A 23,476-nucleotide genomic window follows, 5' to 3' on the forward strand; every position below is an offset into this window, starting at 1 on the left:
CCGCCGCCACCGCCGCCGGGCCGTGCAAAAGCCGGGTGGCGCTGTCGGTGATTTCGGTCAATAAAGGCAGCAGCCGGGCTTCCCCCAGATGGTTCAAGGCTGCCGCATAAAGTTCAGACTGAACCGTCTGTTCGCGCTGCCACCAACTTTGCGACCAATCGCTGCGCTCTGCCGCCGCCCGGGCATCCGCCCAATCGGCAATCCAAAAGAGTACGCAATCTGTGAAGCCCAAGCCCTTCAGATAGGCCAGCGCCGTTGTCGTCTCGCCCTTGGTGGGGGGCTCCCCCACAGCGGCAAACCACGAAGCCGCCTCCATATCGCTGATCAGCCCCCGCACGATTGCGTGCCCCCTCTCTGCGGCCAAAGCGTTCATGGATGCGCCTCGTCCATGCGATCTTCCCGCCACAGGCCCAGCTTTTGCTGCACCCCGCGATCAGAATAGCTGAACAGCACGCTGTCATCCTCGGCATGATGGGTCACCGGCACCCAGGTGGGCACCACAAACAGATCATTCGGCCCCCAATCGAAGCGCTGATCGCCGATCAGGCTGTGGCCGCGCCCTTCAACACACACAAAAACCGCACTATCGGTGCTGCGATAGGGCTTGCTGGCAAAGCCGCTCGGCAAAAGCTGCAAAAAGGTGGCGATGGTGGGCATGGCAAAATCGCCGGTGCCCGGATGCACATATTTCTGCTTGATCCCATGGCAGGGATCGACAACACCGGCAGCACGCAATTTTTCCAGAACCAATCGGCTGCGGGCATAGGGATAATTGAACACTGGCGAAGTGGAAAAGGCCGCTGCCTCATAATCCACCGGCAAAAGACCGCTGCCAAAGCGCGCCGGGGCATCGTTTTCAGGCTTGGTCAAGGCCTGACGATCTTCGGTCCCTTGTTCGGCAAAGCTTGCATTCATGAAATATACCAAAGGGATATCTAGACCATCGAGCCAGATCATCGGCTGATCGGTTTCATTGCCATGATCATGCCATGTCCAGCTTGGGGTGATCACGAAATCCCCCCGCTCCATGATCGTGCGTTCGCCATTCACACTGGTAAAAGCGCCGCTGCCCTCCAGAACAAAGCGCAGGGCCGATTGTGTATGGCGATGGGCCGGGGCCACATCACCGGGCAGCACAAGCTGAATGGCGGCATAAAGGGTGGGGGTAATCCGCGATTCCCCCGGCCAGGCCGGATTTTCAAGGATCAGGGCCCGGCGCTCGGCCTCTTTGGCGGTGATCAGATCGCCCGCTTCCATCAGATAGCGCCGCACATCGGCATAAGCCCAATGGGCCGCCGCCATCTCCGGCCTTGGCTGGGGGGTGACAAGATCGTGCAGAACCGTCCACAGGGCAGAAATATTGCGCCCCTTCAGCCGCCCATAGAAATCTTCGCGGGCGGCGGCCAGATCATTTTTATGCGCCGAGCCGTTCATGGCACGATCCCTTTCATCACGCCGATTGACGCCAGATTACGCCGCTTGTGAAACGTCGGGCAATTCCAGCCCCAATTCATCAACCAGCGCCTGCGCCCGATTGAGATAATCCGCCCGCATATCTTCATTCTTGCGTAATTTAATGCCCCATTTGCGGAAAATCTCGTTGTTTTTGGATTTATCCCGCCCAAAAAAGCCCGGCAAAACAGGGAAATAATCATTGATCGCCTGCTGAATGGCTGCTTTGCCCTCAGGCGTGCGGATCATTTCACTGGTAAATTCCTTTCCGAAATCAGCATGAAATTTTTCTTCCGGCATGGTGGCCCGGGCCAGATTGCGCAAAGGATGGAAGGTGCAATGCAGCAGATCTTCCACCTGCAAAATTTCCGCCAGATCGGCCAAAAGCTTGATGACGCAGAATTCCGCCCAGTTTTTCAAAGGATATTCAAAAATCGACAGGGGCTTTTTATCGCCGCCGGGCATCAGTTCAGCTTCCGACATGCCAAGCTTCTGGCCCAGTTCCTTGAACCTTACATGATGGCCATATTCTTCCATGGCCACCCGGCAGGTGAGCCATTTGGCATAGGGCGTGGGGGCAAGGGCAATGGCCGGCTCATCAAAAACCTGCGCGCCATAAAGTTCATTGATGGCATGGCTGCGGACCAGCTTTTTGATCGCGTCTTTATATTCATCGGCCTGATCGGCAAAATCTTCGATCGTTTTCACAGCAGCAATATCAGATGTGCTCATGGTGCTATCCTTGGATGATGGGGTCGGTGTTGAAAGCATCGAGATCGGATTGAATGGCAAAATAATGCTCGGAAAAATTCGTGGCCGCAGCCGATGCCAGGCCCTGCTCGTCCCATGGCTGATCCTGGGCAATGGCATGGGCGATGGGGCGCGGCTGGCTCATCAAAAACACATCGCCGCCCCGCACCCCGATCAATTGGCCACTGATACCGGCCCCCAGATCAGAGGCGAGCCAGGCACAGGCCACCGCCACCGGCTGAGCGGGAAGCTGCAGGGCCCGGGCGCGATATTCCTTTAAAAGATCGGTCACGGGCGGCAGGCTTTCGGTCACCCGGGTGGCGGCAAAGGGCATGATGGCATTTGCCGTGATGCCTGCGCGTTCAAGCTCCAGCGCCTGAACCCGGGTCAATCCCAGCAATCCCGCCTTGGCACTCGCATAGGCCGAAACGCCGAAATTGCCGTAAAATGCCGCGGATGAAACCATATTAATCAGCCGCCCGCCCGGGCGTCCGGCTTTTGCCTGTTCGCGCATTTTGGGGGTTGCGGCATGGGCCAGATAATAGGCCGCCGACAGATTGACCTGGAGCACGCGATCAAAATCCGCCGGATCGCCCTTGAAAATCATGGCATCGCGCAAGATGGCCGCATTATTCACCACAATATCAACCGCGCCAAATTGCGTGATGGCCAGATCCACCGCGCGGGCCGCAGCTTCGGGGCTGGCGATATCAATCTCCAAAGCCGCCAGCCGCGCGCCATCGGCCCCTTTGGCGATCAGGGCTTCGCGCTGCTGTTCGATCAGGCCCTTTTCAGGATCGCGGCCATCGATGCCGGAGCCATCATCCACCAGCACAAGAGACGCGCCCAAGGCCGCAAAGCGTTCGGCCACCGCAAAGCCAATGCCCCGCCCGGCCCCGGTGATGATCGCCACACGCCCGGCTAAAAGGCCATCCGATTGCAGATCATCGGTCATCAGATCGTCTCCTTTTCGAGATCAGCCTTTTTAAGATCGGCTTCAGAATAAAAAGCATCGGCATGAATGGCATTGGGGGCGATCCCCAGATCGGGCAATAGCCGCTCCGCCGCTTCCACCATCGGCGGTGGCCCGGCCAGATAGGCGGTGAACCCTTCCAATGTGCCGCTGGGCGATAGATGCGGCAGGTCTTCTTTTACGATATCGGTAACAAGGCCAAAGCGCCGCTGCGCCGCCTTCAGCACGGCATCAGAAGGTGCGGATAAAACCGGGGTGAAATGGAAATGGGGATGGGCCGCGCATAAGCCTTCAAAATGATCGACAAGATAAAGATCGCGTTCATCGCGGACGCCAAAATAAAAATGCACCGGTTCGGCCCAGCCCAGTTTTGCGGCCCTATCGATGATCGATTTGATCGGCGAAAGCCCCGAACCCCCCGCAATCGCCAAGATGGGGCCACGGCGTTCCTCGCGCAGGGCAGCGGTGCCCGATGGGCCCTTCACCCGCACCTGATCCCCCGGCTGCAGGTGATCGGCCAGATAGCGGCTGGCCCGGCCATCGGACAGAATCCGCACATAAAATTCAAGGAAATCATCATCGGGCTGGCTGGCCATCGACCAGCTTCGGGCTGGCTGATCGGGCAAGGCAACATCGGCAAATTGCCCCGGCGTAAAGGTAAAGGGCCCGCCCGAAAGGATGGAAAGGCGCAAGCTCATAATATCATGGGTGAGAGGGGTGATGGCTTTCACCTCGCAGGCCATATCGCGCATGGGATGCACCATCTGATCATCTTCATCAGCCAGTTCGATTTCACAATCGCTCCAGGGCACAGCCCGGCAGGCCAGAATGAAGCCGCGCTTTTCTTCATCGGCGCTCAAAGCAAATTCCGAAAATGGCGACATTTCCACCTCGCCCGAAAGCAACCGGCATTTGCAGGTGCCGCAATTACCCGAGCGGCAGCTATGGGGGAACGGTCCCCCGGCCAGCATGGCGGCATCCAGGATCGTGCGCCCCATCTCAACAGAGATCGGTTCATCCCGGTCCTTGATCGAAACAGTGAAATTCATGTGGCACACAACCTTTCGGGTGATCCGCGCAACCGGATGTGATTTTAAAATCCATCGCTTCCAAATTGCAGATGCAACGGTGTCAGGGGATGGCGGCCCTGTCAAGCAATTGTATGGGTTACAAACAATATAATTTCACATAACTTTCTTAGGTTTCTGACAAATCATGTGCATATATAAAAAGTTACACATGATTTGTCCGGCGTATGATGGCGGGATATCACAAAATGTTGAACACTAGATCGCAAAGAAATGCGCGCCCCTGCCGCAAGGCGCTTGGCAAGATTATATTGTAAGGTATAATGACAAATAATGATCTGTCCAAGCGATCAGCCAAAGCCCATGAAAGCCTGACCACCAAAAGGAGCAACCGCTTTGAAATCCATTCAGACGATGAACATGCCCCTTGCCTGCCCCGTGGCGCTGCCGGTGGATGGGCTGGAGCCATGGATGAGCGGATCATCATCTGCCAGCACCCTTCATCTCCATACCGTGGCCGGGGCGATGGAAGGGATGCAGAAACAGGCGCTGGTGGTGGATGCGGCCAGCCAGCGCATCTGGAATTTTGCCTGTGATGAGGGCCCCTATCTCAATGGCACCGATCTCGCCCCTTTTCCTTTGGCCTATTTCAACAGCGGCCTGGGATTTTCCCTCTTTTGCGAAATCGAAAACCTTGCCCATGCCCGCGGGGTGCGGCTTGATGATCTGGAGCTTTGCCTTGATAGCTTTTACGGCATGGAGGGTTCAGCCCTTAAAGGCACCATGACCGGCAGCGCCCTGCCGCCGGTTCTGGCGATCAACGCCAAAACCGATCTGGATCGCCCTGCTTTGATGCAGCTTGTGGCCGATGCGGTTTCGGCCGCCCCCGCCAATGCCCTGCTGCGCGCGGCACTGGATAGCGAGTTTCTCGGCAGCCACAATGATCAGGCGCTGGAGGTCAAAGATTTAAACCGCATTGACGGCGCGTGCCTGCCCAATCCCCAAGCCATCCTCGACAGCATCAAAGCCGATGATCGCGCCGATGTCCGCGATGATATCGTCACCAAGCTCAGCCAGACGGAAGCGGTTTTTGGCGTTGAGGGCGGGGCGGGCACCAGCCTTCAGGCGGATCAGAGCCGGCAATTGCATATTCGCGGGCTGATCCATCGCCGGTCCGATGGCCTGCTGGAAAACAAGGTGCAGCTTTATAAACCCATCGGCAGCGTTTTCCGCTTTTTGGGGGATAGCGCCCCGCAATTTGGCGGCACCGGTCGGGCGCCATCGGGGCTCGCCTATTTATCGGCAGGGCTGGCTTTTTGTTACCTTACCCAGATCGGGCGCTTTGCCCATATCAAGAAACTGCCGCTCAGCCATTATAGCCTGCATCAGGATACCCGCTTCAGCCTGCCCGGCGCTTCATCGGGCACAATGGAAGTGGCGAGCGCTAAAGCCGTGCAAAGCCATGTGCATATCCGATCCGATGCCCCCGATGCGGAGATCGCCCATCTGATGATCATGGCCGAGCAAACCTGCTTTTTGCACGCCGCCTGCCGCACCGCCCTGAAGCTGAAAATCCGGGTCCAACCACTGGCCGGATAGGGTCTTTAAGGCTCACCCCCCCCAGTTGACTACCCATTGAATTTTTGCAGCAGGCTGCGCAGGCGGTCAAATTCAATGGCAGTCAGCTTTTGGGACACATCGGCTTCATGGGCACGGATGGCAGGGATCAACTGATCAACAAAAGCATCCCCTGCCGCCGACAGGCTCAAGGAATAAGCCCGGCGATCCCCCGGGCGCGGATTGCGCACAATGAAATCGCGGCGCACCAGCCCTTCGATGGTTTGCCCTAAAGTCGCCCGCTCAACCTGCATGGCGCGGGCCAGATCGGATTGGGAAATACCCGGATTATCGCGGATCAAAATCAACAGCCCGGCCTGCCCCGGGGTAATCTGCAGGGGGGCCAAAGATTCGCGGAAATGTTGAAATAATTTGACCTGTGCCAAGCGCAGGCGAAAACCGAATAAATCGTCAAGACTTGAAAAATCAAGTGTCTGCGCTTTTTTCCGCACCTGTTTCGGCGGCATTCCCGATCCTTCCACGCCATGATCATCTCAACAACCATCATAGGCAAATGCCCAAAAGTCGCAAGCAGGCCGTGCACTGAACCCGATGTGCATCTTGCCCAAATGCTTTTATCCCCATATCGTATCCCCACCGCTTTTATTTGTAAGGGCAGGAGACAATTTTCCCGATGCACGCCCGCCCCACAGCTTTGGTTGATCCTTTTATACTCGATCGCTTGCCGCGCCCCCCTTTGGCCCCCGATCTGATCTATGATCTGCCGCATCTGCACTTCCCCCAAAAATTGAATGCGGGGCGCTTTTTGCTGGATGCGGCTTTTCAAAAAGCCAAGGGCGAGCCTTTGTGCCGCAGCGATGATCTGTGCTGGACCGCTGATGAACTAAACGAAAAGGCCTGTAGCCTCGCTGCCCTGCTGCAAAAAAAATACGGCCTTTTGCCGGGCCAGCGGGTGGTGCTGCGCAGCCCCAATAGCCCCTTTTTGATGGCCGCCCTTTTAGGCATTTTTCTGGCCGGGGGGATTGCCGTGCCGGGATCGCCCCTCCTCGGCCCTTCAGAATTGCACCATGTGCTCAGCAGCACCCGGCCCGCCCTTGTTTTATGCGGATCGGATCAGGATCCCAATCTTGATATGGCCCGGCAAAAAGCAATGGCGAACAGCGCCACACCGCCCCTGAAGCTGATCCTTGATGCGGATCTGCTGATAGAAGCGGCCGCCTTTCGCCAAGATTTCACGGCCATCAACAGCATGGGCGATGATCCCGCGCTTATTTTATTCACCAGCGGCACCAGCGGGCGGCCCAAAGGCGCCGTGCACAGCCATAAGGCCATTGTCGCCCTCGCCCGGGGCTTTGGCGATCATCTTTTCGCGGCCGGGCCGGGGGATCTGGTTTTTGGCAGCCCATCCCTTGGTTTTGCTTATGGTTTTGGGCTTTTATTTGTCTGCCCACTGGCGGCGGGGGCCTGCTGCCTGTTATCGCCCGATGGCCGCCCTGATGCCCTTCTTGATGATCTGGTGCGCTATCGCCCAACGATCCTGGTCACCGTGCCCACGGTTTATTTGCGGCTGCTCGCCTCAAAAATAAGCTTGGCCTCAAAAACACATTTGCCCACAGCCAGCTTGCGGCGCTGTTTTTCTGCGGGCGAACCCCTGAGCCAGACCCTTGCCGAAAGCTGGGAAGCCCGCACCGGGGTGCCTGTTCTCGATCTTTTGGGCTCGACCGAAATGCTGGGGCCTTATATTGCATCCGATGAAACGAGCCGCATTCCGGGCTGTGCCGGGCGGGCGGTGCCGGGCTATGAACTGAAGCTTCTTGGCAAGGATGGCGCCGCGCTTCGGCCCGGCAGCACCGGTCGCCTTGCGGTGCGCGGGCCCACAGGCGCGCAGTTCCTCGATCCCCGCGATCAGGCGGGAGTGATCAAGGATGGCTGGACCCTGACCGGCGATCTGTGCCGCCTTGATCTTGATGGGCGCATCTGGTTCAAGGGCCGGGCCGATGACATGATCTTGTCATCAGGCCATAGCATCGCCGCCATCGAGGTGGAAAGGGCGCTCATGAGCCACCCGGCGGTGGAGATGTGCGCAGTCACCGGCCTGCCCGATGCCGACCGAGGGCAGTTGGTAGCGGCTTTGGTGGTGCTGCGGCCTGATGATAGCGATCAGCAGGGCAAAACGGATGCCCGATCCCTGATCGATCATGTAAAAGCCTCCATCGCGCCCTATAAAGCGCCGCGCCGGATCGCTTTTGTTGAAAGCCTGCCGCGCACCCCATCGGGGAAGATCCGGCGCACGGCCCTTGGCTCAATGTTCGGTGATGACATTCAATAAAGCAGGCACGCCCGCCGCCACTTTTTCCAAAGCCCGGGATAGCGCCCCCATCATCGCGGCGGGATCGCTCACCTCCTCACCATAGCCGCCACAGGCTTTGGCGATCTCGTGAAAAGCCGGGGATGGGTCCAGCGCGGTCATCGGCATCAGATTGGCGCGCATGGCATGGCCATCGGGATAGACCGAGGCCGTCGCCGTTTTCACCGCATTCCAGCGGCGATTATTGAACACGATGGTGAGGGTGGCAATCTTATGGGCGGCGGCCACCTGATGGCAGGCCACAGGATTGGCAAACATATGGCTGCCATCGCCCAAGGTGCAGATCACCATGCGATCGGGCTGCGCCAGCTTCAGCCCCAAAGATGCAGGCAATCCCCAACCCAAACCGCCCGCATTGCTGGGGCCATAAAAGCTGCCGGGGCGGGTAAAGCGCATCACCGGGCGGATACAGCCGATTTCATTGACGATAATCGCATCTTCGGGCTTTAGCCGATCAAGGCAATGGCTGACCCATGCGGGCGTCATCCGGGCGGGAATTTCGGGCTTTTGCGGATCGCTGCCCAAAAGCCGGGCCTTCAATTCATGGCGGGCCTTTTCATGGGCAAGGCTTCGTTTTTCGCGGCGGGCATCGATAGCCTTTTGCTGGCCTTGGGCTGCCTTTGCAAAGGCCTGAGAAAGCGCGGGCAGGCCAAAAGCGGGGCGGCATAAAAGGCACAGATCGGCGGAAAAGCCCCGGATCGGAATATCCTGCGCCAAAGGATCGCTGCCCATCTGAATGACCAGCGCCTTGTGCGGCCAATCATGGCGGGCGGGCAGCCAGGGGGCCGGGGTATCGAGGACCAGAATAACATCATGATCGGCAAAATCGGCGGTGAAATCAAAGCCCGCCTGCATGGGATGATCTGAGGGCAGATTGAGATAATTGGCGCGATATTCAATCACCGGGCAAGCGGCAAGGCTGGCAAAATCCGCCAAAGCCGCCACGGCATCGGGATCGCGCCCCGACCGGCTGGTGATGATCAGCGGATTTTTGGCGGCTGCCAATATCTGCGCCGCCTGCTCGATCTGGCTGTGATCGATGCCCGTGGCCCGCGCGGGGCTGATCCGGCTATGGGGTGAAATCGCCAGCGTCGGCGCGGGTTCCGCCAATGTTTCGCGCGGCATTCCTAAATAAATCGGCCCGCCCGGATCGCTTGTGGCCAGCGCCATGGCCCGATCCACCATCGTGTCCATCGCCGTGCCGGGGCGCAATTCATAATCCCAAACCACCGCTTCGCGCAGCATCCCGGCCTGATCATACATTTCCTGACCCCAATGGATCGACACATCGCGGCTTGATGCCGAACCGCTTTCGGTGATCGGGGTGCGGCCAGCGCCAAAAAAGATCGGCACATTTTCCCGCGCGGCATTGAGCAGGGCACACAGGCTATTGGCCAGCCCCACGCTGACATGGACCATCGCCGCCTGCATCCGCCCGCTGCCCAGATAATAGCCATGGGCCATCGAGACCGCAGCATTTTCATGGGGCACCAGAATGGGCTGGGGCAAGGAAAGCCCCGATTGCGGTGCCCGGGCATAGGCTTCGATGATCGCCGGGAAATCGGTGCCGGGATTGGCGAAAAGATAATCGATCCCCCGCGCCTTCATCACCGCCAGCAGGGCTTCCGCCGTGGTTTCGACCGGCAAATCCAGCTTATCCTGAACGCCCAAATTATCATGATTTTGATCACGCATCATCAGCCCCCGCCATCGGCCATGCCCATAAATAAGCACATCCCATTAACAACAGACTGTATGGTGACCTAACATATTTAGGACAGCAAGGATTTTATTGATCGATCTGTGAAATCCCGGTGTCAGAACTCTGGCTCAGCCCCAAAAATTACCACCAGACCGCATAGAGCGCGGCCAAAATCAACAGCACCCCAATGGTCGCCACATTAAAGCTGCCGCTGGTTTTATAATCCACATCACCCAATTCGATCTGGGATGCCGGGGTTTTATCGGGGAAAGCCAACGAAACAACGGCAGCGATCCCAAGGCACAGCAAAAACACCAGCCCCACCCGATCGATGAAGGGCAAGGCGGGCCAGAACAGCTTCAGCCCCAGCGATAAAGCCGCCGAACCGATGGCCCCGCTGAGCGCACCTGCGGCATTGGCCCTGGGCCAGAACATCCCCAGCAAGAAGATCACCACAATACCGGGTGTGAAAAAGCCGGTAAATTCTTGAATATACTGGAAAGCCTGATCGAACTGTCCCAGCAAAGGGCGGGCGGTGATCATGGCTGTCAGAAGGGCCGTTACGGAGACGATCCGACCGATCATCACCAGTTTTTTCTGGCTCGCCGCCTTGTGCATGGGGGCATAGATATCAAGGGTGAAAATGGTGGCGATGGAATTGGTCATCGATCCCAAAGAGGAAATGATCGCCGCCACAAGGGCTGCAAAAACCAATCCCATGATCCCGGCGGGCAGCAGGCTCATCACCGCCGGATAGGCCTGATCGGGGGTTTTGAGATCGGGGGCCAAAATCAGCGCCGCCATACCCGGCAGCACCACGATCACCGGCATCAACAGCTTGAGATAGGCGGCAAAGGCAATGCCTTTTTGCGCTTCTCTCAGGCTTTTGGCGGCCAGGGCCCTTTGGATGACATATTGATTAAAGCCCCAATAAGACAAATTCATGATCCACATGCCGCCGATCAGCACCGAAATGCCCGGAAGATCTTTGTAATTGGGATTGTCGGGCGAGAGGATCATATCGAATTTTTCGGGGAAGCGTTCGAGCAGCAGGCCAAAACCGGCCAGAACGCCCCGGCCATCGGCGATGGTATCAAGGGCGATATAGGCGATCAAAAGGCCGCCGAACACCAGCAGAACCACCTGGAAAATATCGGTCAGCGCCACCGCTTTCAACCCACCATAAAGGGAATAGGCCCCGGCAAAAATCCCTAATCCCACAAGGCTTAGCACCGGATCGGCCCCGGTCACCGTGTGGATTGCCAAACCGCCCAGCCAGATCACGGCCGTGAGATTGACAAACACATAAACCCCAAGCCAGAACACCGCCAGAACCACCCGCACCCGGTGATCAAAGCGCTTTTCCAGAAATTGCGGCATGGTCGAGATATTATTGCGCAGAAAAATCGGCAGAAAATATTTGCCCACGATGATCAGGGTGATCGCCGCCATCCATTCATAAGAGGCAATGGCCAGCCCCAGAACATAGCCCGAGCCCGACATGCCGATGATCTGTTCCGCCGAGATATTGGCGGCAATCAAAGACGCCCCGATGGCCCACCAGGGCAGGCTTTTTCCGGCCAGAAAATAATCGCCGCTATCTTTTTGATGGCCCGCTTTTTCGCGCGAAACATATTGCGCCAGAGAAAAAATAGCGATCGCATAAACCGCCAGAACACCATAATCCAATGAGCTCAGCATCCATGATATCCTTTATATGGCTGCATAAATATGATTTTTAAACGCTGTGTATAACAATCGTTCATGATGATGGGAACCTCAGAAAGGATGTGATCGTAAGCCGCCCCTCCAGGGGATCGGATGAAAAGCCAAAGGCCGCACCGATATCGCCCGCATGCAAAAGGCAGCCGGGATAAACCACCGCCCGATTATAGCGCGGTGCAATCTGTGCCGTGCGCGCGAAAAGGGCGCTATCAGACCCCATATAGCCCGGCTTTGGCAGGCCGATCCGGCTGGCATCGGCGGCCAGTGCCTTTTGATAGGCGCGGGCGCGATTGCTGGTGATGGCATCATGGCCGGTGCCTTTATGGCGATAAAAAGAGGTGCCGCCAAAATCCTGTTTGAACAGATAATGCACCACCGCGATATGGCCGGGATCGCTGCTATCGAAATGCGGGATCGATTGAATGGGCAGCAGGCTTTCCGGCGCTTGGGTGACCAGCGAAAACAGGCATTGCACCGCCAGGGGGGGTGTATCAGGCGAAAGGCCCAAGGGTTCAGCCAGATGGTGGCTGATGAACCCCGCCAGAAAATCGCCATAAGCAGCGGGAGCCGGGGCGCGCAGGCCGGGATAATAATTGCCCGGCTCGCGATCATAAGGCCCGGCCGTGGCCGCCTCGGTCCGCATCCGGTCAGGATCATCGAGCAGATCATCAATCACCAGAACCCGATAGCCATCAAGGCTTTCATGGGCGATGATCCCGCTGATCGCCGCCCCCCGCTGCAGGCCTGAAGATGAAGGCATGGCCATCGCCGCCATCAGGAAGCGCTTTGGGCGGGATCGGGCTGAAACCATTGGCCAGCCTGCGCCATCATCTTGTTTTTCCGCTGCACCAAAGCAAAAATATGGCCCAGCGAAACGATCATCGCATAAAGGGCGGGCAAATGGCCCTGCTGGCGCAGTTCATCAATCACCGCAATCGGGGCCGCTTCCAGCGCATCCTCGTCGATGGTGTAAACCCCCTGCACCTTCATCTGCTCGCCATCATCGAGGGTGATTTCAAGGGCCAGACGGGTCAGCAGCTTATAGTGCACCAGCTTTTCGATGAAGGCCCGGGTGGCCGCTTCACCGGCAACAAGCTGAGCCAGAATATCCTGCATGGATTGCAGATAGGGCGTGGGCGCGCCCGCCGCATCAAACAGCGCTTCGCCTTTTTCACTGCCAAGGCTGGGGCTTTCGGGATCGATGCACAAAACGAAATCATGGCCTGTATCGGATCGATCCTTGGCACTTTGCTGAGGGCGACCAGCAAAAAAAGGCTGGCGCTGCACATTCAAAGGCACATAAAGGGCATCCCATTCCCCCTGCCGCCAAAACAGATTTTCCCCCTCCTCAAATCCACACAGAGCGATGGCAGTAAAAAAGCCGCTATCTGCATTTTTGGTGAGCAATAAGGGAAATTGCGTTGCCGCCTTCAGAAATTCCGAGATCACCACCGGCATCATCCGCACGCTGGCGCTATGGGCTTCCACCTGATCGGGATCGACCCGCAGCTTGCGATGATGCGCGGGATGAAGCGCTATGAGTTCAGTCATGATCGATCATTCCCCCTCATGATCCCGTTCAAATCGCCTGCAGGCCGGTGCGCCTGATCTTTTCGATCAAATCGCGATTTTTAGGTAAGGCGCGCAAAACCTGATCTTTTTGTTTGGCATTTTTTCCAAAAAGGGTCATGGCATCTTTTTCCCTGTGCAGGCGATGGGCCTGATAGCTGAAATCTGTTTCAAACCCCATGCCATACAAAACATATTGATAGCTGGCCGCCGGGAAAACTTCATTATTACTTGTGAAATCGGCATTGCCGGGCGCTTGATAGCGCCAGATCTCTAATTGCTGGCGCAGGCTTTCCGGAATGGTGGCCGGATCGCGATTATCGATCCAGAAAGCACTGTCGGTGCGCTGGCTCAGCATATAATGCAGCTTCAAAAAATCGATGATCCGATCCCAGCGATAGGCTGTTGTTTCATTGAAGCGCTTGGCTGCCAGATCCATCACATCGCGGCAGGCGGGCATGTTTTTGGCGATCATATCCGCCGATAATTCGATCAAAACCAGCGCCGAGGCTTCCAAAGGCTCCAGAAAGCCCGCCGAAAGGCCGACCGCCACGCAATTATGGCGCCAAAAGGTTTCGCGATGGCCCGAACGGATGGGAATCTGGCGCACCGAAAGCCGATCAAAAGCAGGGCCCACATAGGCGCGCAAGGTTTCGGTGGCGGCCTCTTCGCTTTGATAGCGGCTGGAATACACATAGCCCACACCCCGGCGGCTGGGGAGCCCAATATCCCACACCCAGCCCGCCGATTGCGCGGTGGAAAGGGTATGCGGCACGATAGGATCATCATCTTGGGCATAGGGCACCTGCACCGCCAAAGCCCGATCAATGAACAGCACATCATCACAGGGCTTGAAGGGCACATCATAATGCCGGCCCAGCAAAAGCGATGAAAAGCCGGTGCAATCAATGAACAGATCGCCCTCGATCCGCCCCGATGCTGCGGTTTCCAGCCCCGCAATATCGCCAGTATCCGCCGCCACCACGCCCTTCACATCATCCAGAATATGGCGCACGCCCAGCTTTTGGGTGCAATGGCTTTGCAAAAATGCGCCAAATTTCCCCGCATCCAGATGATAGGCATAATTGGCAACCGCTTCATATTCCGGCGTGGTGATCAGCTTGGGCGCCAGATTGCGCTCGCACATCGCTTCCTGGAAACACACCGCATCGGAAAAGGATATTTTTTGTTTCGTACTCGAAACGATCTTTTTCCAATAAGGGGCAAGATCAAAGGATTGAAAGCTTTGGGGCAGCATCAGGGGATGATAATAAAAATCATCATCGCGCCCGGTGACCCAGCGCTGGAATTTTGCGCCCTGTTTGAAGGATGCATCGCATTCCTTGAAAAAATCGGTTTCGGAAATGCCCAATTTAATCAGGGTCGCCCGCATGGTGGGCCAGGTGCCTTCACCAACCCCGATGGTGGGCACGGTGGGGGATTCCACCAAAGTGACCGAAAGGCCATCTTTTTCATAAGCGCGATGCTCGGCAGCAATGAGGCCAGCGGTCAGCCAGCCCGCCGAGCCACCACCCACAATCACAATGGATCTGATTGCCTTGCTCATCGGCTTTATATCTCCCCAAAAAAGACTTTAGCTGGCCAAAAAAGCTTTAGCGGCCATAAAGCTCTGGCGGGTTTTCCCCCTTATCCAGTGCTTATCAGGCCGACACAGGCACCCGCCCTGATGGCCGATGCCTGTGCCCGAGCAGCCCAATGGCCGCCTGATGATCAAAGCGATCAGAAATTCATCCGCACGCCCAAGGCATAGCGCGGGCCGCTTTCTTCTGCCAGCAGGAACTGATTATCAAAGCGCCCATGCTTGAACAGCTTTTCATTGGTGATGTTGGTGCCTTCAAAAAACACCCGCAGATAATCGGTCACCTGCACGCCGCCGCTGATATCGACCTGCGCAAAAGAGCGCACAAAAGTCACCCCATCGCCATTGATTTGGGTCAGCGACTGCAAGAAGCTGTCGCGCCAATTATAGGCTACGCGGAATTCAAATGGGCCCTTATCATAAAAGCCCACCACATTGGCGGAATCGCTCAGGCCGGTGAGAGCAAAGATCTGGCTGACATCGCTGGGGTCGAAATCCACCGATCCGGTGACGATGGTGCCATTGAGCAGCATCCCAAAACCGCTTTCGCCAAAGGAATATTGGACGGCGGCTTCAAGCCCCCTGATCACGGCATTTTCGCCATTGATCGGGCGGGTGACGCGAAACACCGCAAGGCCATCTTGCGGATCGGGAGCAAAAACATCAGCCCCCGTCGAAGGGTCGGTGAGCAGAGCGCCCGACGCGGTTTCAACGGTTTCATCCATCTGGGCATTGACGATGAAATTGCTCACATCCTTGCGGAACAGACCGAAGGAAATATAATTCGACTGCCCGAAATAATATTCCACCGAAAGATCGAGGTTATCCGATTTGAAGGGCTGAAGATCGGGATTGCCGCTGGTGGCGGTAAAATCGCCGCCCTGCCGGGTGGTGGTGACGTTAAACACCGGCGACATGGCATCCAAGTTTGGCCGGGTGAGGGTTTGCGATGCCGCAAAGCGGGTGATCAGATTATCCCTGACTTCATAGCGCACGGCCAGATTGGGCAGCAGCGCATCATAAGACGAGCTTTCCTGGATTGGGATCACCGCCGCGCGTTCCGCCAATAATTCCGTGCGATCCAGAATGCTCAGCCGGGTGATTGGCTCATCGGTGCCGCTCACCCCCACATCGGTGGCTTCGGCCCGCACCCCGGCCACCACATCGATCGGACGGCCCATGAATTCACCGACAAATTCCATTTCCAGATAACCGGAAAAGGTTTCTTCTGAAACGGCAAAGGAATTGCCCCGGCGCACGGCATCAAAGCTCACGCCGCTTTCATTTTCCAAAAAGGCGATCAGGGCTTCGGGATCATGGACCAGGATTTCGGTAAATAATCGCTCGCTGCCATCGATCCCACCAAGGAAGCCATCACCCAGATCGAAAACGGTTTGCGATCCGGCCGGGATTTCCGGCTCATCGGGGAAGCCGCAGAAGGTGCAATGGGGTCCGAAGGTATTATCCCAGCGGGTAAGTTTTTTCGTTTGTTTGGAATAATAAAGCCCCGCGCGCAATTTGGTAAGGCCCTGACTTGCCCCTTCATCCCATTCAAAATCGGATTTCAACTGCCGGACTTTATCATCCACTTCCCAGCCGCCCCGGATCTGCACATGCGGATCGCCATTGGCCGGATCAAGGAAATTGGAGACGCCATCCGGGGTGACCCCGGGCAGATTGGCCACGCCATCCAATTCCTGCTGACCGCTGAAGATATTGGGATTGGCGGTATCAAATTCGCTCAGGAAAGGCAGACGTTTATCATCGGATTGAAAGCGCACACGATTGGCAAAACCGATGATCGAATTCAACTCGGCCCCGCCATTATTCGCGGCCCGTTCGGCTTTCGAGAAATTGCCATCGACCTTGACGCGAACAGAGTCCGTGACCTGCCAATCCGCTTCCACGCCGATCAGATAGGTATCGGTGAGACGATCAAAGGTTTTGGCATTGAAATCAGTGGAAAGACCCACTTCCTGAAAGAGATCGATCACCGTTCCATTGGCATCAAGCTGCACATTTTCAGCATTGGGGGCGGTGAACCAATGCCCCAAAGAATTGGAATCCGATTTCACATCAAAGGATGAATAAAGGCCATCGACGGTGAATTGCAGATTGTCGGTAGGCGCATATTGCAAGACGAGGCTACCGCCGATGCGCTCGCGATCCTCGAAGGTGACGCGGGTATCCAGATTGCGCGGCGAGAAGATATTGCCATCAAAACCGGCCCCGCCATTGATCTCGGCCTGCGGAATGCCGACATTTTCAAGCCAGCCATCAGATGCCAGCGCATCCAGCCTTGTTTCGCGCTTTTGATAGGATGCCGCCAGCAAAATCCCCAGCTTGCCATCGGCAAAGGTATTGCTGATCAGGCCCGATGCCTGCGGCGAGACTTCATCGCTGTTTTCTTCGTAATTCGCCTTCACATTGCCAACGAATTTGAAGCCGTTCACATCAAAGGGCCGCGCCGTTTTGATATTGACTGTGGAGCCGATCCCGCCCGATTGCAGGGTTGCGGTGGAGGATTTATGCACGGTGATGCCATTCACCAGTTCGGCGGCGATGGTATCGAAGGAAAAGGCGCGCGACAGATCTTCGGACGCGATCTGACGGCCATTCACCAGAACCGTATTGAATTCGGGGCCAAAGCCACGGACGGTGATGAACTGCCCTTCACCGCCCGAGCGATCAATGGAAACACCGGTGATGCGCTGCAAGGATTCCGCCAGATTGGCATCGGGAAATTTGCCGAAATCTTCGGCGGCGATGGAATCGACCACGCCCGATGCATTGCGTTTGGTATCGCGGGCGCTGCGCAGGCTGCCGCGAATACCGCTGACGACGATTTCTTCAAGAACAAACCCGTCATCTGCGGTTGAAACATCCTGCGCTTCGGCCACCGATGATGAAAATAATGCCGAAAGCGTGGCAACACTGCCCAATAGCTTCGCTCTGTTTTGGTGCCTCACCTGATCTTCCTTTTTTTCTATCGGTTGGCGCCCGCCGGTCACAAGGATGACATCATATGATGTGACCTGAGCGCTCAGGCCCGTGCCGGACAACAGCCGGTTGAGCCCGGTTTCAACCGAAAACTCCCCAATGAGTCCGTTCGTGCGAACGTCCCCGATTACATTCTGGGAAAAAAGAAGAGACCTGTTGGTGATGGTCGAGAATTTGCGCAAGGCATCTGCCAAAGCCATGGCAGGAATATCAAAGGCGAAGACAAGGCCGGATGGCCGATCCGCGCTTTCTTTTTCCTGTGCAATCTGCGCCAAAGCAGGCCGTGCCATCAGCACATTGCCCCCCACGCACAGCATCGCACCGCCGAGCCCGACCAGAACCAACTGCCTCCCCATTTGGTATCCCATGTCAGTCGCGCTCGTTTTTTAAAAATTCGAACGCCGATAGCTATAATCCGCTAGCGGCGATGATCCTCTAGTCTAGCTTGAAATTTTTTTAGATATGAAATCATTTTATGAAAGAAAGCCGTGATCAGGCTCAGGATACTCAGGCCCAGGAGATTCAGGCCCAGGAGATTCAGGCCCAAGAGATTCAGGCTTGGGATACATAAACCAAACGCTGACCGTATTTTTCGATACGCAGGCCAAAGCCCTGCTCCAAAGCATCCAAAAGCGCATCCACCTCACCCGCCTTGAAATGGCCGCTGATCGGCATATCCAGCAATTGGGGATCGGAAATCACGATCTTGATCGGCGTATAGCGGCTGATTTCATCAATCACCCGGGCCAGCGGATCGGCATCAAACACCAATTGCCCCTGACGCCACAACAGGCGCTGTTGCAACTGCTGTGGATCAAGAACACTGATCACCTGCTCGTTTTTATTAAAGGCCGCCCGCCGCCCTGATGACAGGATAATGCCGGGCCGGGGCTGCGCATCGGAAATGGCATCGGATGGTTTTTCAATATCATGGGCGGAGAGCTCCACGGTGCCTTCTTCCACCAGCACCTCGATATCCCCTTCGCGCACGCGGACCGAGAAAACGGTTCCCACGGCCTTCACCCCACCCATCTGGGTCAAAACCCGAAAGGGCCGGTTGGGGTCTTTTGCAACATCGAAAAGCGCTTCGCCATAGATCAATTGGATGATGCGCGCCTGATCCGAATAGGCCACATCAATCCGTGTTCTGGTATTGAGGGTGATCACCGAACCATCGGCCAGATCGATCACCCGCTGCTGGCCGATATCGGAATAATAGCTTTGGCTGATGGGCGCGGGGCTTATGGGCAGATATAAGCGCGCCACCGCCAAAAGGCATAAAATGGCAAAGGCCGGCATGGCCAGATGACGCCATGACCGCATCCCCCAACCGCCCAAAAAAGCCGCCCCCGCACCTGACCGCGATGCGGCCACCCGCGATGTCGATTGATCCGCATCTTCATCAAAAGCCACAGAAAGCTGCAAAAAGCGCCGCGCCATCTGTTCAAAAATCTGCTTGTGCGATGGGCTGCGGCCGATCCATTCCTGCAAAGCCTTGCGATCCCCATCCGACATCGGCCCGCCATCGATCTGCGCCAGCCAGGCACAGGCCTCGCTTTCGATGAGATCGATTTCAGTTGATGACGTATCCGACATGCCTTGATTGTCTTTCAAAGTCGAAAAAAGCGGCCAAAGCCGGGGATGGACTCAATAACCGCATTCATTCATGTATTTTGCGCAAAGCTGCAGGGCTTTGGCAATGTGCTTTTCCACCGTACTCACAGAAATCCCCAGTGTTTTGGCGATCTCCTTATGCGACAGACCTTTCATCTGTCGCAAAATAAAAACCTGCCGACACTGAGGTGGCAGGGTTTCAACCGCTTGGGCAAACATCATCAGGCGTTTTTTTTGATGGAGCTGCTCATCAATCGCCACCACATCGTCTATAATCCCCTGGGATGCCAAATCCTCCAGAAGGCTGATCACATTTTTTTTCTGCCCCGCCCGCGCCTTAAAAGAGAGATTGCGCGCAATGCGAAACAGATAGGCTTTGGCATTCTCCAGCTTTTCCGATTTCCGGGCCGCAAAAGCCCGCAGATAAACATCCTGCATGATGTCATCCACCTCGCTTTTATCGGTACCCTTTGGCATCAATTGCCTGACATAATGCTGCAGGATCGGCGCGGATTCAAGATAGGTGCTGTGAATATCACGCCCGGCATCCCCCGCCGGATCGGCGGGTTGGTCCGCTTCCTCTGTCGGGGCAACAGCGCCTTTGTTGCCATGGCCGGAATGATCGTCCACAAAAACTCCCCAAAAAAAAACCAACTCAGATTATGTCATATCACGTAAAAATAATGGAAGATTATAATCATTGCCCGCCCGCGCCTTAAAAGCCATTTCATCCATCACAGGCCATGCGGCAGCCTGTTTTGCTGCTTTCCTCTGCCGCCGCCAATATTGAAAGGCCTTGGCGGGCATTCAAAGGATCGACCGGCACATCCGCCCCATCAAGGATCGCTTTGGCCATGCCGCCATAAAAAGCGCCATAATGCCCCGGCACCGCCCGTTGATCCCCCGGCAATAGCCCGATGGCACCCCCCTCGGCATCAAAAAGCGCCACATCCACAAGCGGCAGATCACCCCCCCATAAAGCCCCCGCCTGATGATCATCAGGCCGCCGGCCCGCCTTCAGCCAGGCTTCCTGAGGATCGAGCCCATAGGCAAAAAAACTGCCCCCATCCCCATGGGCCATGATGGTGGGGCCGGGTTTGGGGGCAAGGGTGGTGACATGCAAAACCACCCGGCGGGGGCCGTAAAACAGAACCAGATGAAAATAATCACAAACCCGCGCCCCCGGCCTTTGCTGCTGGCAATCGGCGGTGATCGCATCCGGCTGACCAAACAGGCACAGCGCCTGATCGATCAGATGCGCCCCCAGATCATAAAGCACCCCCGCCCCCGGCGCGGGCACCTCGCGCCAGCCTTGTTTGATCTGTGGGCGAAAACGATCAAAATGCAGCTCAACACATGACACAGCCCCCAATCGGCCTTGGGCCATCGCGGATTGCAGGCTTAAAAAACCACTATCCCAGCGCCGGTTCTGAAACACCGAAAGATGCCGCTTTTCCTTTTGTGCCAGCGCGATCAGCGCATCGGCCTGCCCGGCATCCAGCGCCAGCGGTTTATCCACCACCACATGCTTTCCCGCTTCCAGCGCCTTTTGAGCATAAGTGAAATGGCTGTCATTGGGGGTGGCCACCACGATCAGATCCAGATCATCACGCCCGATCAGATCATCCGCCGATCCCATCACCGCTGCCCCCGGGCAATCTTGGGCGATCTGCTCTGCCCGGCTGCTGTGAATGGCGGCCAGATGCATCCGGGGCTCCAGCCCGATCAGCGGGGCATGAAAAACCGATCCCGCAAGGCCATAGCCCAATAGCCCCACTTTGATCCGGTCCATGGCGAAGGTCCTTATTTTTCAGTTTTCATGACAAAGCGCACGCACTGTGCCCCACAATCATGAAGCGAGATATATTTGCTTTTCATTCTCAAGGGGATTTGATGGATTTTTTCTCGGTCGGGCGGGGGCGAAGGCCATAAGCCGCCACCAGATCCCAAACATGGGCGGGCACCATGTTTTTCAGCCGGGCCGGATGCGCCCGGCGCAGATGCAGCACGGTTTCGATGGCTTTCATCTCAAGGCGGGCACGGGCAAATTCCAGCCCCTTTGGCCCCAAACGCGGCTGCAGGAACGCAACAATCGGGCGCAACCAGCCGGGCATCCGGCGCAAAGGCAGGCCGCCTGCCGCACGTTCGGTATTGTGCAGAAATCCGGTGACCGCCCCCTTCCGCCGCCCTTTATCGGCTAAAGGCCGACGCACCAGCCGATCCCCCAAAAGCGCCAGCAGATCCGCCCCGCGCTCATTGCGGGCGATCACCCATTGATCGCCATCGCCCCCCATATAGCCCACCGTGATATCCGCAAGACGATTGGTATAATCCACACAGGATTTGCAGGTGAGGGGGAAAAAATCGGCGGGCAGATTGCTCAAAGGCAGCTTCAAAAACGGGATGGTGCGCGGCGGGCGGCCATCATCAAAGCGCAATTCCACCCTGTAATCGGTGCGAAATTCCAGATAGCTGATGCGATCGGGATCGGGTTCGAGCAAGGACAGAAAATGATGAAAGGCATCGGTGGTGGTATTATCCGAACAGGGCGTGCCAATGACATGGATGCGCTCGAACCCCAAAGTCTGCTCCAAAGCCCGCAAGGCATAGATCTGGCAGGGAATCCCAATCACCGCCAAGCGCCGATAGCCCATCGCCTGCGCTGGCTCCAGAAGCGATAGCAAAGGCGCATAGCCCATCCGCATCCCTCGGCAATGGGCCAGCGCCGCCGGATCGGTGACCATCACCGGCACCGGCTTCCAGCGATCATCGGGATGGGGGGCCATGGTCAGCACCGCATCCACATGCCCCTGTTCCAGTAATTGTGCGGCAAGGGCCGTGGTCAATCCGGTCCATTGGGCTTGTTCGGCGGGGGGATCGAGGCGCGCCCGGATCATAGAGTGGATCACCCCGAAAAACCGCTCATCGCCAAGGTCTGGATCGGCAGCGCGGCCATGCACGGCTTTTTCCATGGCCGGATAATCCGGAGCGATGAACTGGCAGGCCCGCCCGCAGGCCTTGCCGCGATCCTGGCCCGCGCCCATCCGCGAAACCCCGCAATCGGTGCATAAGCCGGGGCGCGCCGCTCCCACCAAAGGCGGGCTGATGAGCCCCTTTTGGGCCAATTGGCGGGTGATGGATGGCCTTTCTTCCTGGCTGTCGCTCATTTTTTGCCTGTCTGCTGAGGGTCTTTCCATGATCCTTGATGGCCCATCACTGTGGCAGCAATCCACCCTTCGAGACAATGAAATCCGCCACCGTCTCAACCCCTGTGCCAGCGCGGATATTGCAAAAAACAAAAGGCCGGGCGCCCCGCATCTTTTTGCTATCGCGATCCATCACCTCAAGGGAGGCCCCACCAATGGCGCCAGATCGATCTTCACCCCAAAAAAGGCGGGCGACCATAAAACCAGAGTTGATGGTCTATTTGGCGATAGAGCGGCGCACCCGCAGATTATCATGATCGCCGCATTCACCAGCATCAAAGGTTCATTGTGCAGCGCACAAGAGGCGGATGCAAGCCCAAGAGTGACGAAACATCAGCGCCCGGCACTGCACGCTATGGTAAGGGCCGGCTTGGCGGTGAGAGAAAAGAATGCGGTCTAAAACCAGTGCGATAAGGTGTTGAGTCCCAGGATCCGTTTGCGAATCCGTTTGCGAATCCGACTATGCCTTCCTGCCGACTCTCCTGAACGATTCGCGCTTTTGGCGAGGGGCAGGGCCAGATTAATCGCGAATATCGGCTTTTCCACCAATAACATAGAATATATGTCAAATATCACGCTATTGTGATATATGTCCAAATATTACCAGAGCATGACAAAAGCCACTTTGACTTCTTAACAGATCATGCAGATTGTAATCATTCAAATGATGCATCGCAAAGGCAAAAGCACTAGAGTTTCATATCATTTCTCATTGAGCCGCACTCTTTTGAAACAATCACAGATGGTTAATGTTTTTTGATGAATTTTCTTAATAAAAACCAAGCTTTTAACGTTAATTAACGCATTGTTAAAAAACGGAAAATTTTTAGAAAAAATACTATTTGCCCGGTCCCCGGACTCTCCCTAACGCTCTGGGGACCGACGGATTGCTGATCGACCGATATATCTTT

Annotated in this window: 18 protein-coding genes and 1 pseudogene; 2 read left to right on the top strand and 17 right to left on the bottom strand. The window is 56.4% G+C overall.

The window, feature by feature from the left end; translation table 11 throughout:
• The 5 genes from AQ1_RS08380 to AQ1_RS08400 all read right to left on the bottom strand — a co-directional run.
• On the bottom strand, nt 1–373 hold a 373-nt coding region (locus AQ1_RS08380), incomplete at its 3' end, for a hypothetical protein (protein ID WP_152550408.1).
• On the bottom strand, nt 370–1,434 hold the full coding sequence (gtdA, locus tag AQ1_RS08385) for a gentisate 1,2-dioxygenase (protein WP_042086264.1): 1,065 nt from the start codon (nt 1,432–1,434) through the stop codon (nt 370–372). The genes gtdA and AQ1_RS08380, both read right to left, overlap by 4 nt.
• Nucleotides 1,435–1,470: 36 nt before the next feature.
• Nucleotides 1,471–2,184, bottom strand: a complete 714-nt coding sequence (locus tag AQ1_RS08390; RefSeq protein ID WP_052371128.1) for a Phenylacetic acid catabolic protein — start codon at nt 2,182–2,184, stop codon at nt 1,471–1,473.
• A gap of 4 nt (nt 2,185–2,188) precedes the next feature.
• Entirely contained in the window at nt 2,189–3,157 is a 969-nt protein-coding gene (locus tag AQ1_RS08395; protein WP_042086266.1) for an SDR family NAD(P)-dependent oxidoreductase, read from the bottom strand.
• Nucleotides 3,157–4,224: a 2Fe-2S iron-sulfur cluster-binding protein gene (locus AQ1_RS08400; RefSeq protein WP_042086268.1), complete on the bottom strand. Its 1,068-nt coding sequence runs from the start codon at nt 4,222–4,224 to the stop codon at nt 3,157–3,159. The genes AQ1_RS08395 and AQ1_RS08400 overlap by 1 nt, the downstream gene beginning before the upstream one ends.
• A gap of 375 nt (nt 4,225–4,599) precedes the next feature.
• On the opposite strand from AQ1_RS08400, the gene AQ1_RS08405 reads away from it, so the two are divergent.
• Complete coding sequence (locus AQ1_RS08405) at nt 4,600–5,802, top strand: OsmC family protein (protein WP_150007218.1); 1,203 nt, start codon at nt 4,600–4,602, stop codon at nt 5,800–5,802.
• Between the two features lie 29 nt (nt 5,803–5,831).
• Here the strand turns inward: AQ1_RS08405 and AQ1_RS08410 are convergent, their stop codons facing one another.
• Nucleotides 5,832–6,287: a MarR family winged helix-turn-helix transcriptional regulator gene (locus AQ1_RS08410; protein WP_042086270.1), complete on the bottom strand. Its 456-nt coding sequence runs from the start codon at nt 6,285–6,287 to the stop codon at nt 5,832–5,834.
• 167 nt (nt 6,288–6,454) lie between these two features.
• Between AQ1_RS08410 and AQ1_RS08415 the strand changes: the two genes are divergently transcribed.
• Nucleotides 6,455–8,110, top strand: coding sequence for an acyl-CoA synthetase (locus AQ1_RS08415; RefSeq protein WP_042086272.1), 1,656 nt, complete (start codon nt 6,455–6,457; stop codon nt 8,108–8,110).
• Here AQ1_RS08415 and AQ1_RS08420 read toward each other — a convergent pair.
• From AQ1_RS08420 to AQ1_RS15450, 11 genes and pseudogenes are all read right to left on the bottom strand, one after another.
• The gene (locus tag AQ1_RS08420; protein ID WP_152550409.1) at nt 8,084–9,847 is read right to left on the bottom strand and encodes a thiamine pyrophosphate-requiring protein; all 1,764 of its coding nucleotides are present in this window, start codon (nt 9,845–9,847) and stop codon (nt 8,084–8,086) included. The two genes, AQ1_RS08415 and AQ1_RS08420, sit on opposite strands and share 27 nt — an antisense overlap.
• Before the next feature lie 145 nt (nt 9,848–9,992).
• Nucleotides 9,993–11,552, bottom strand: a complete 1,560-nt coding sequence (locus tag AQ1_RS08425) for a sodium/sugar symporter (RefSeq protein ID WP_042086274.1) — start codon at nt 11,550–11,552, stop codon at nt 9,993–9,995.
• A gap of 61 nt (nt 11,553–11,613) precedes the next feature.
• Nucleotides 11,614–12,351 carry a DUF6445 family protein gene (locus AQ1_RS08430; RefSeq protein WP_161760508.1) on the bottom strand — a complete coding sequence of 246 codons (738 nt, stop codon included), beginning with the start codon at nt 12,349–12,351 and terminating at the stop codon, nt 11,614–11,616.
• Complete coding sequence (locus AQ1_RS08435) at nt 12,351–13,127, bottom strand: SapC family protein (RefSeq protein ID WP_042086275.1); 777 nt, start codon at nt 13,125–13,127, stop codon at nt 12,351–12,353. The genes AQ1_RS08430 and AQ1_RS08435 overlap by 1 nt, the downstream gene beginning before the upstream one ends.
• Nucleotides 13,128–13,155: 28 nt before the next feature.
• Nucleotides 13,156–14,712 carry a tryptophan halogenase family protein gene (locus AQ1_RS08440; RefSeq protein ID WP_042086277.1) on the bottom strand — a complete coding sequence of 519 codons (1,557 nt, stop codon included), beginning with the start codon at nt 14,710–14,712 and terminating at the stop codon, nt 13,156–13,158.
• A gap of 173 nt (nt 14,713–14,885) precedes the next feature.
• Nucleotides 14,886–18,101, bottom strand: a complete 3,216-nt coding sequence (locus AQ1_RS08445; RefSeq protein ID WP_462687118.1) for a TonB-dependent receptor — start codon at nt 18,099–18,101, stop codon at nt 14,886–14,888.
• 196 nt (nt 18,102–18,297) lie between these two features.
• Entirely contained in the window at nt 18,298–19,341 is a 1,044-nt protein-coding gene (locus AQ1_RS08450; protein ID WP_042086279.1) for a FecR family protein, read from the bottom strand.
• A 51-nt stretch (nt 19,342–19,392) separates the two neighbouring features.
• Nucleotides 19,393–19,989: an RNA polymerase sigma factor gene (locus tag AQ1_RS08455; RefSeq protein WP_150007224.1), complete on the bottom strand. Its 597-nt coding sequence runs from the start codon at nt 19,987–19,989 to the stop codon at nt 19,393–19,395.
• A gap of 97 nt (nt 19,990–20,086) precedes the next feature.
• The gene (locus tag AQ1_RS08460; protein WP_042086282.1) at nt 20,087–21,151 is read right to left on the bottom strand and encodes an oxidoreductase; all 1,065 of its coding nucleotides are present in this window, start codon (nt 21,149–21,151) and stop codon (nt 20,087–20,089) included.
• 88 nt (nt 21,152–21,239) lie between these two features.
• Nucleotides 21,240–22,526 (bottom strand): Coenzyme F420 hydrogenase/dehydrogenase, beta subunit C-terminal domain, encoded by a 1,287-nt coding sequence (locus AQ1_RS08465; RefSeq protein ID WP_052371132.1) that lies wholly within the window; start codon nt 22,524–22,526, stop codon nt 21,240–21,242.
• A gap of 46 nt (nt 22,527–22,572) precedes the next feature.
• Nucleotides 22,573–22,739 (bottom strand): annotated as a pseudogene (locus tag AQ1_RS15450) (urease accessory protein UreG); the annotation flags it as partial.
• Nucleotides 22,740–23,476 lie beyond the last annotated feature (737 nt).

Origin of the sequence: Iodidimonas nitroreducens (genome assembly GCA_000710935.1) — a bacterium.
In the GTDB taxonomy this organism is placed as follows: domain Bacteria; phylum Pseudomonadota; class Alphaproteobacteria; order Sphingomonadales; family Rhodothalassiaceae; genus Iodidimonas; species Iodidimonas nitroreducens.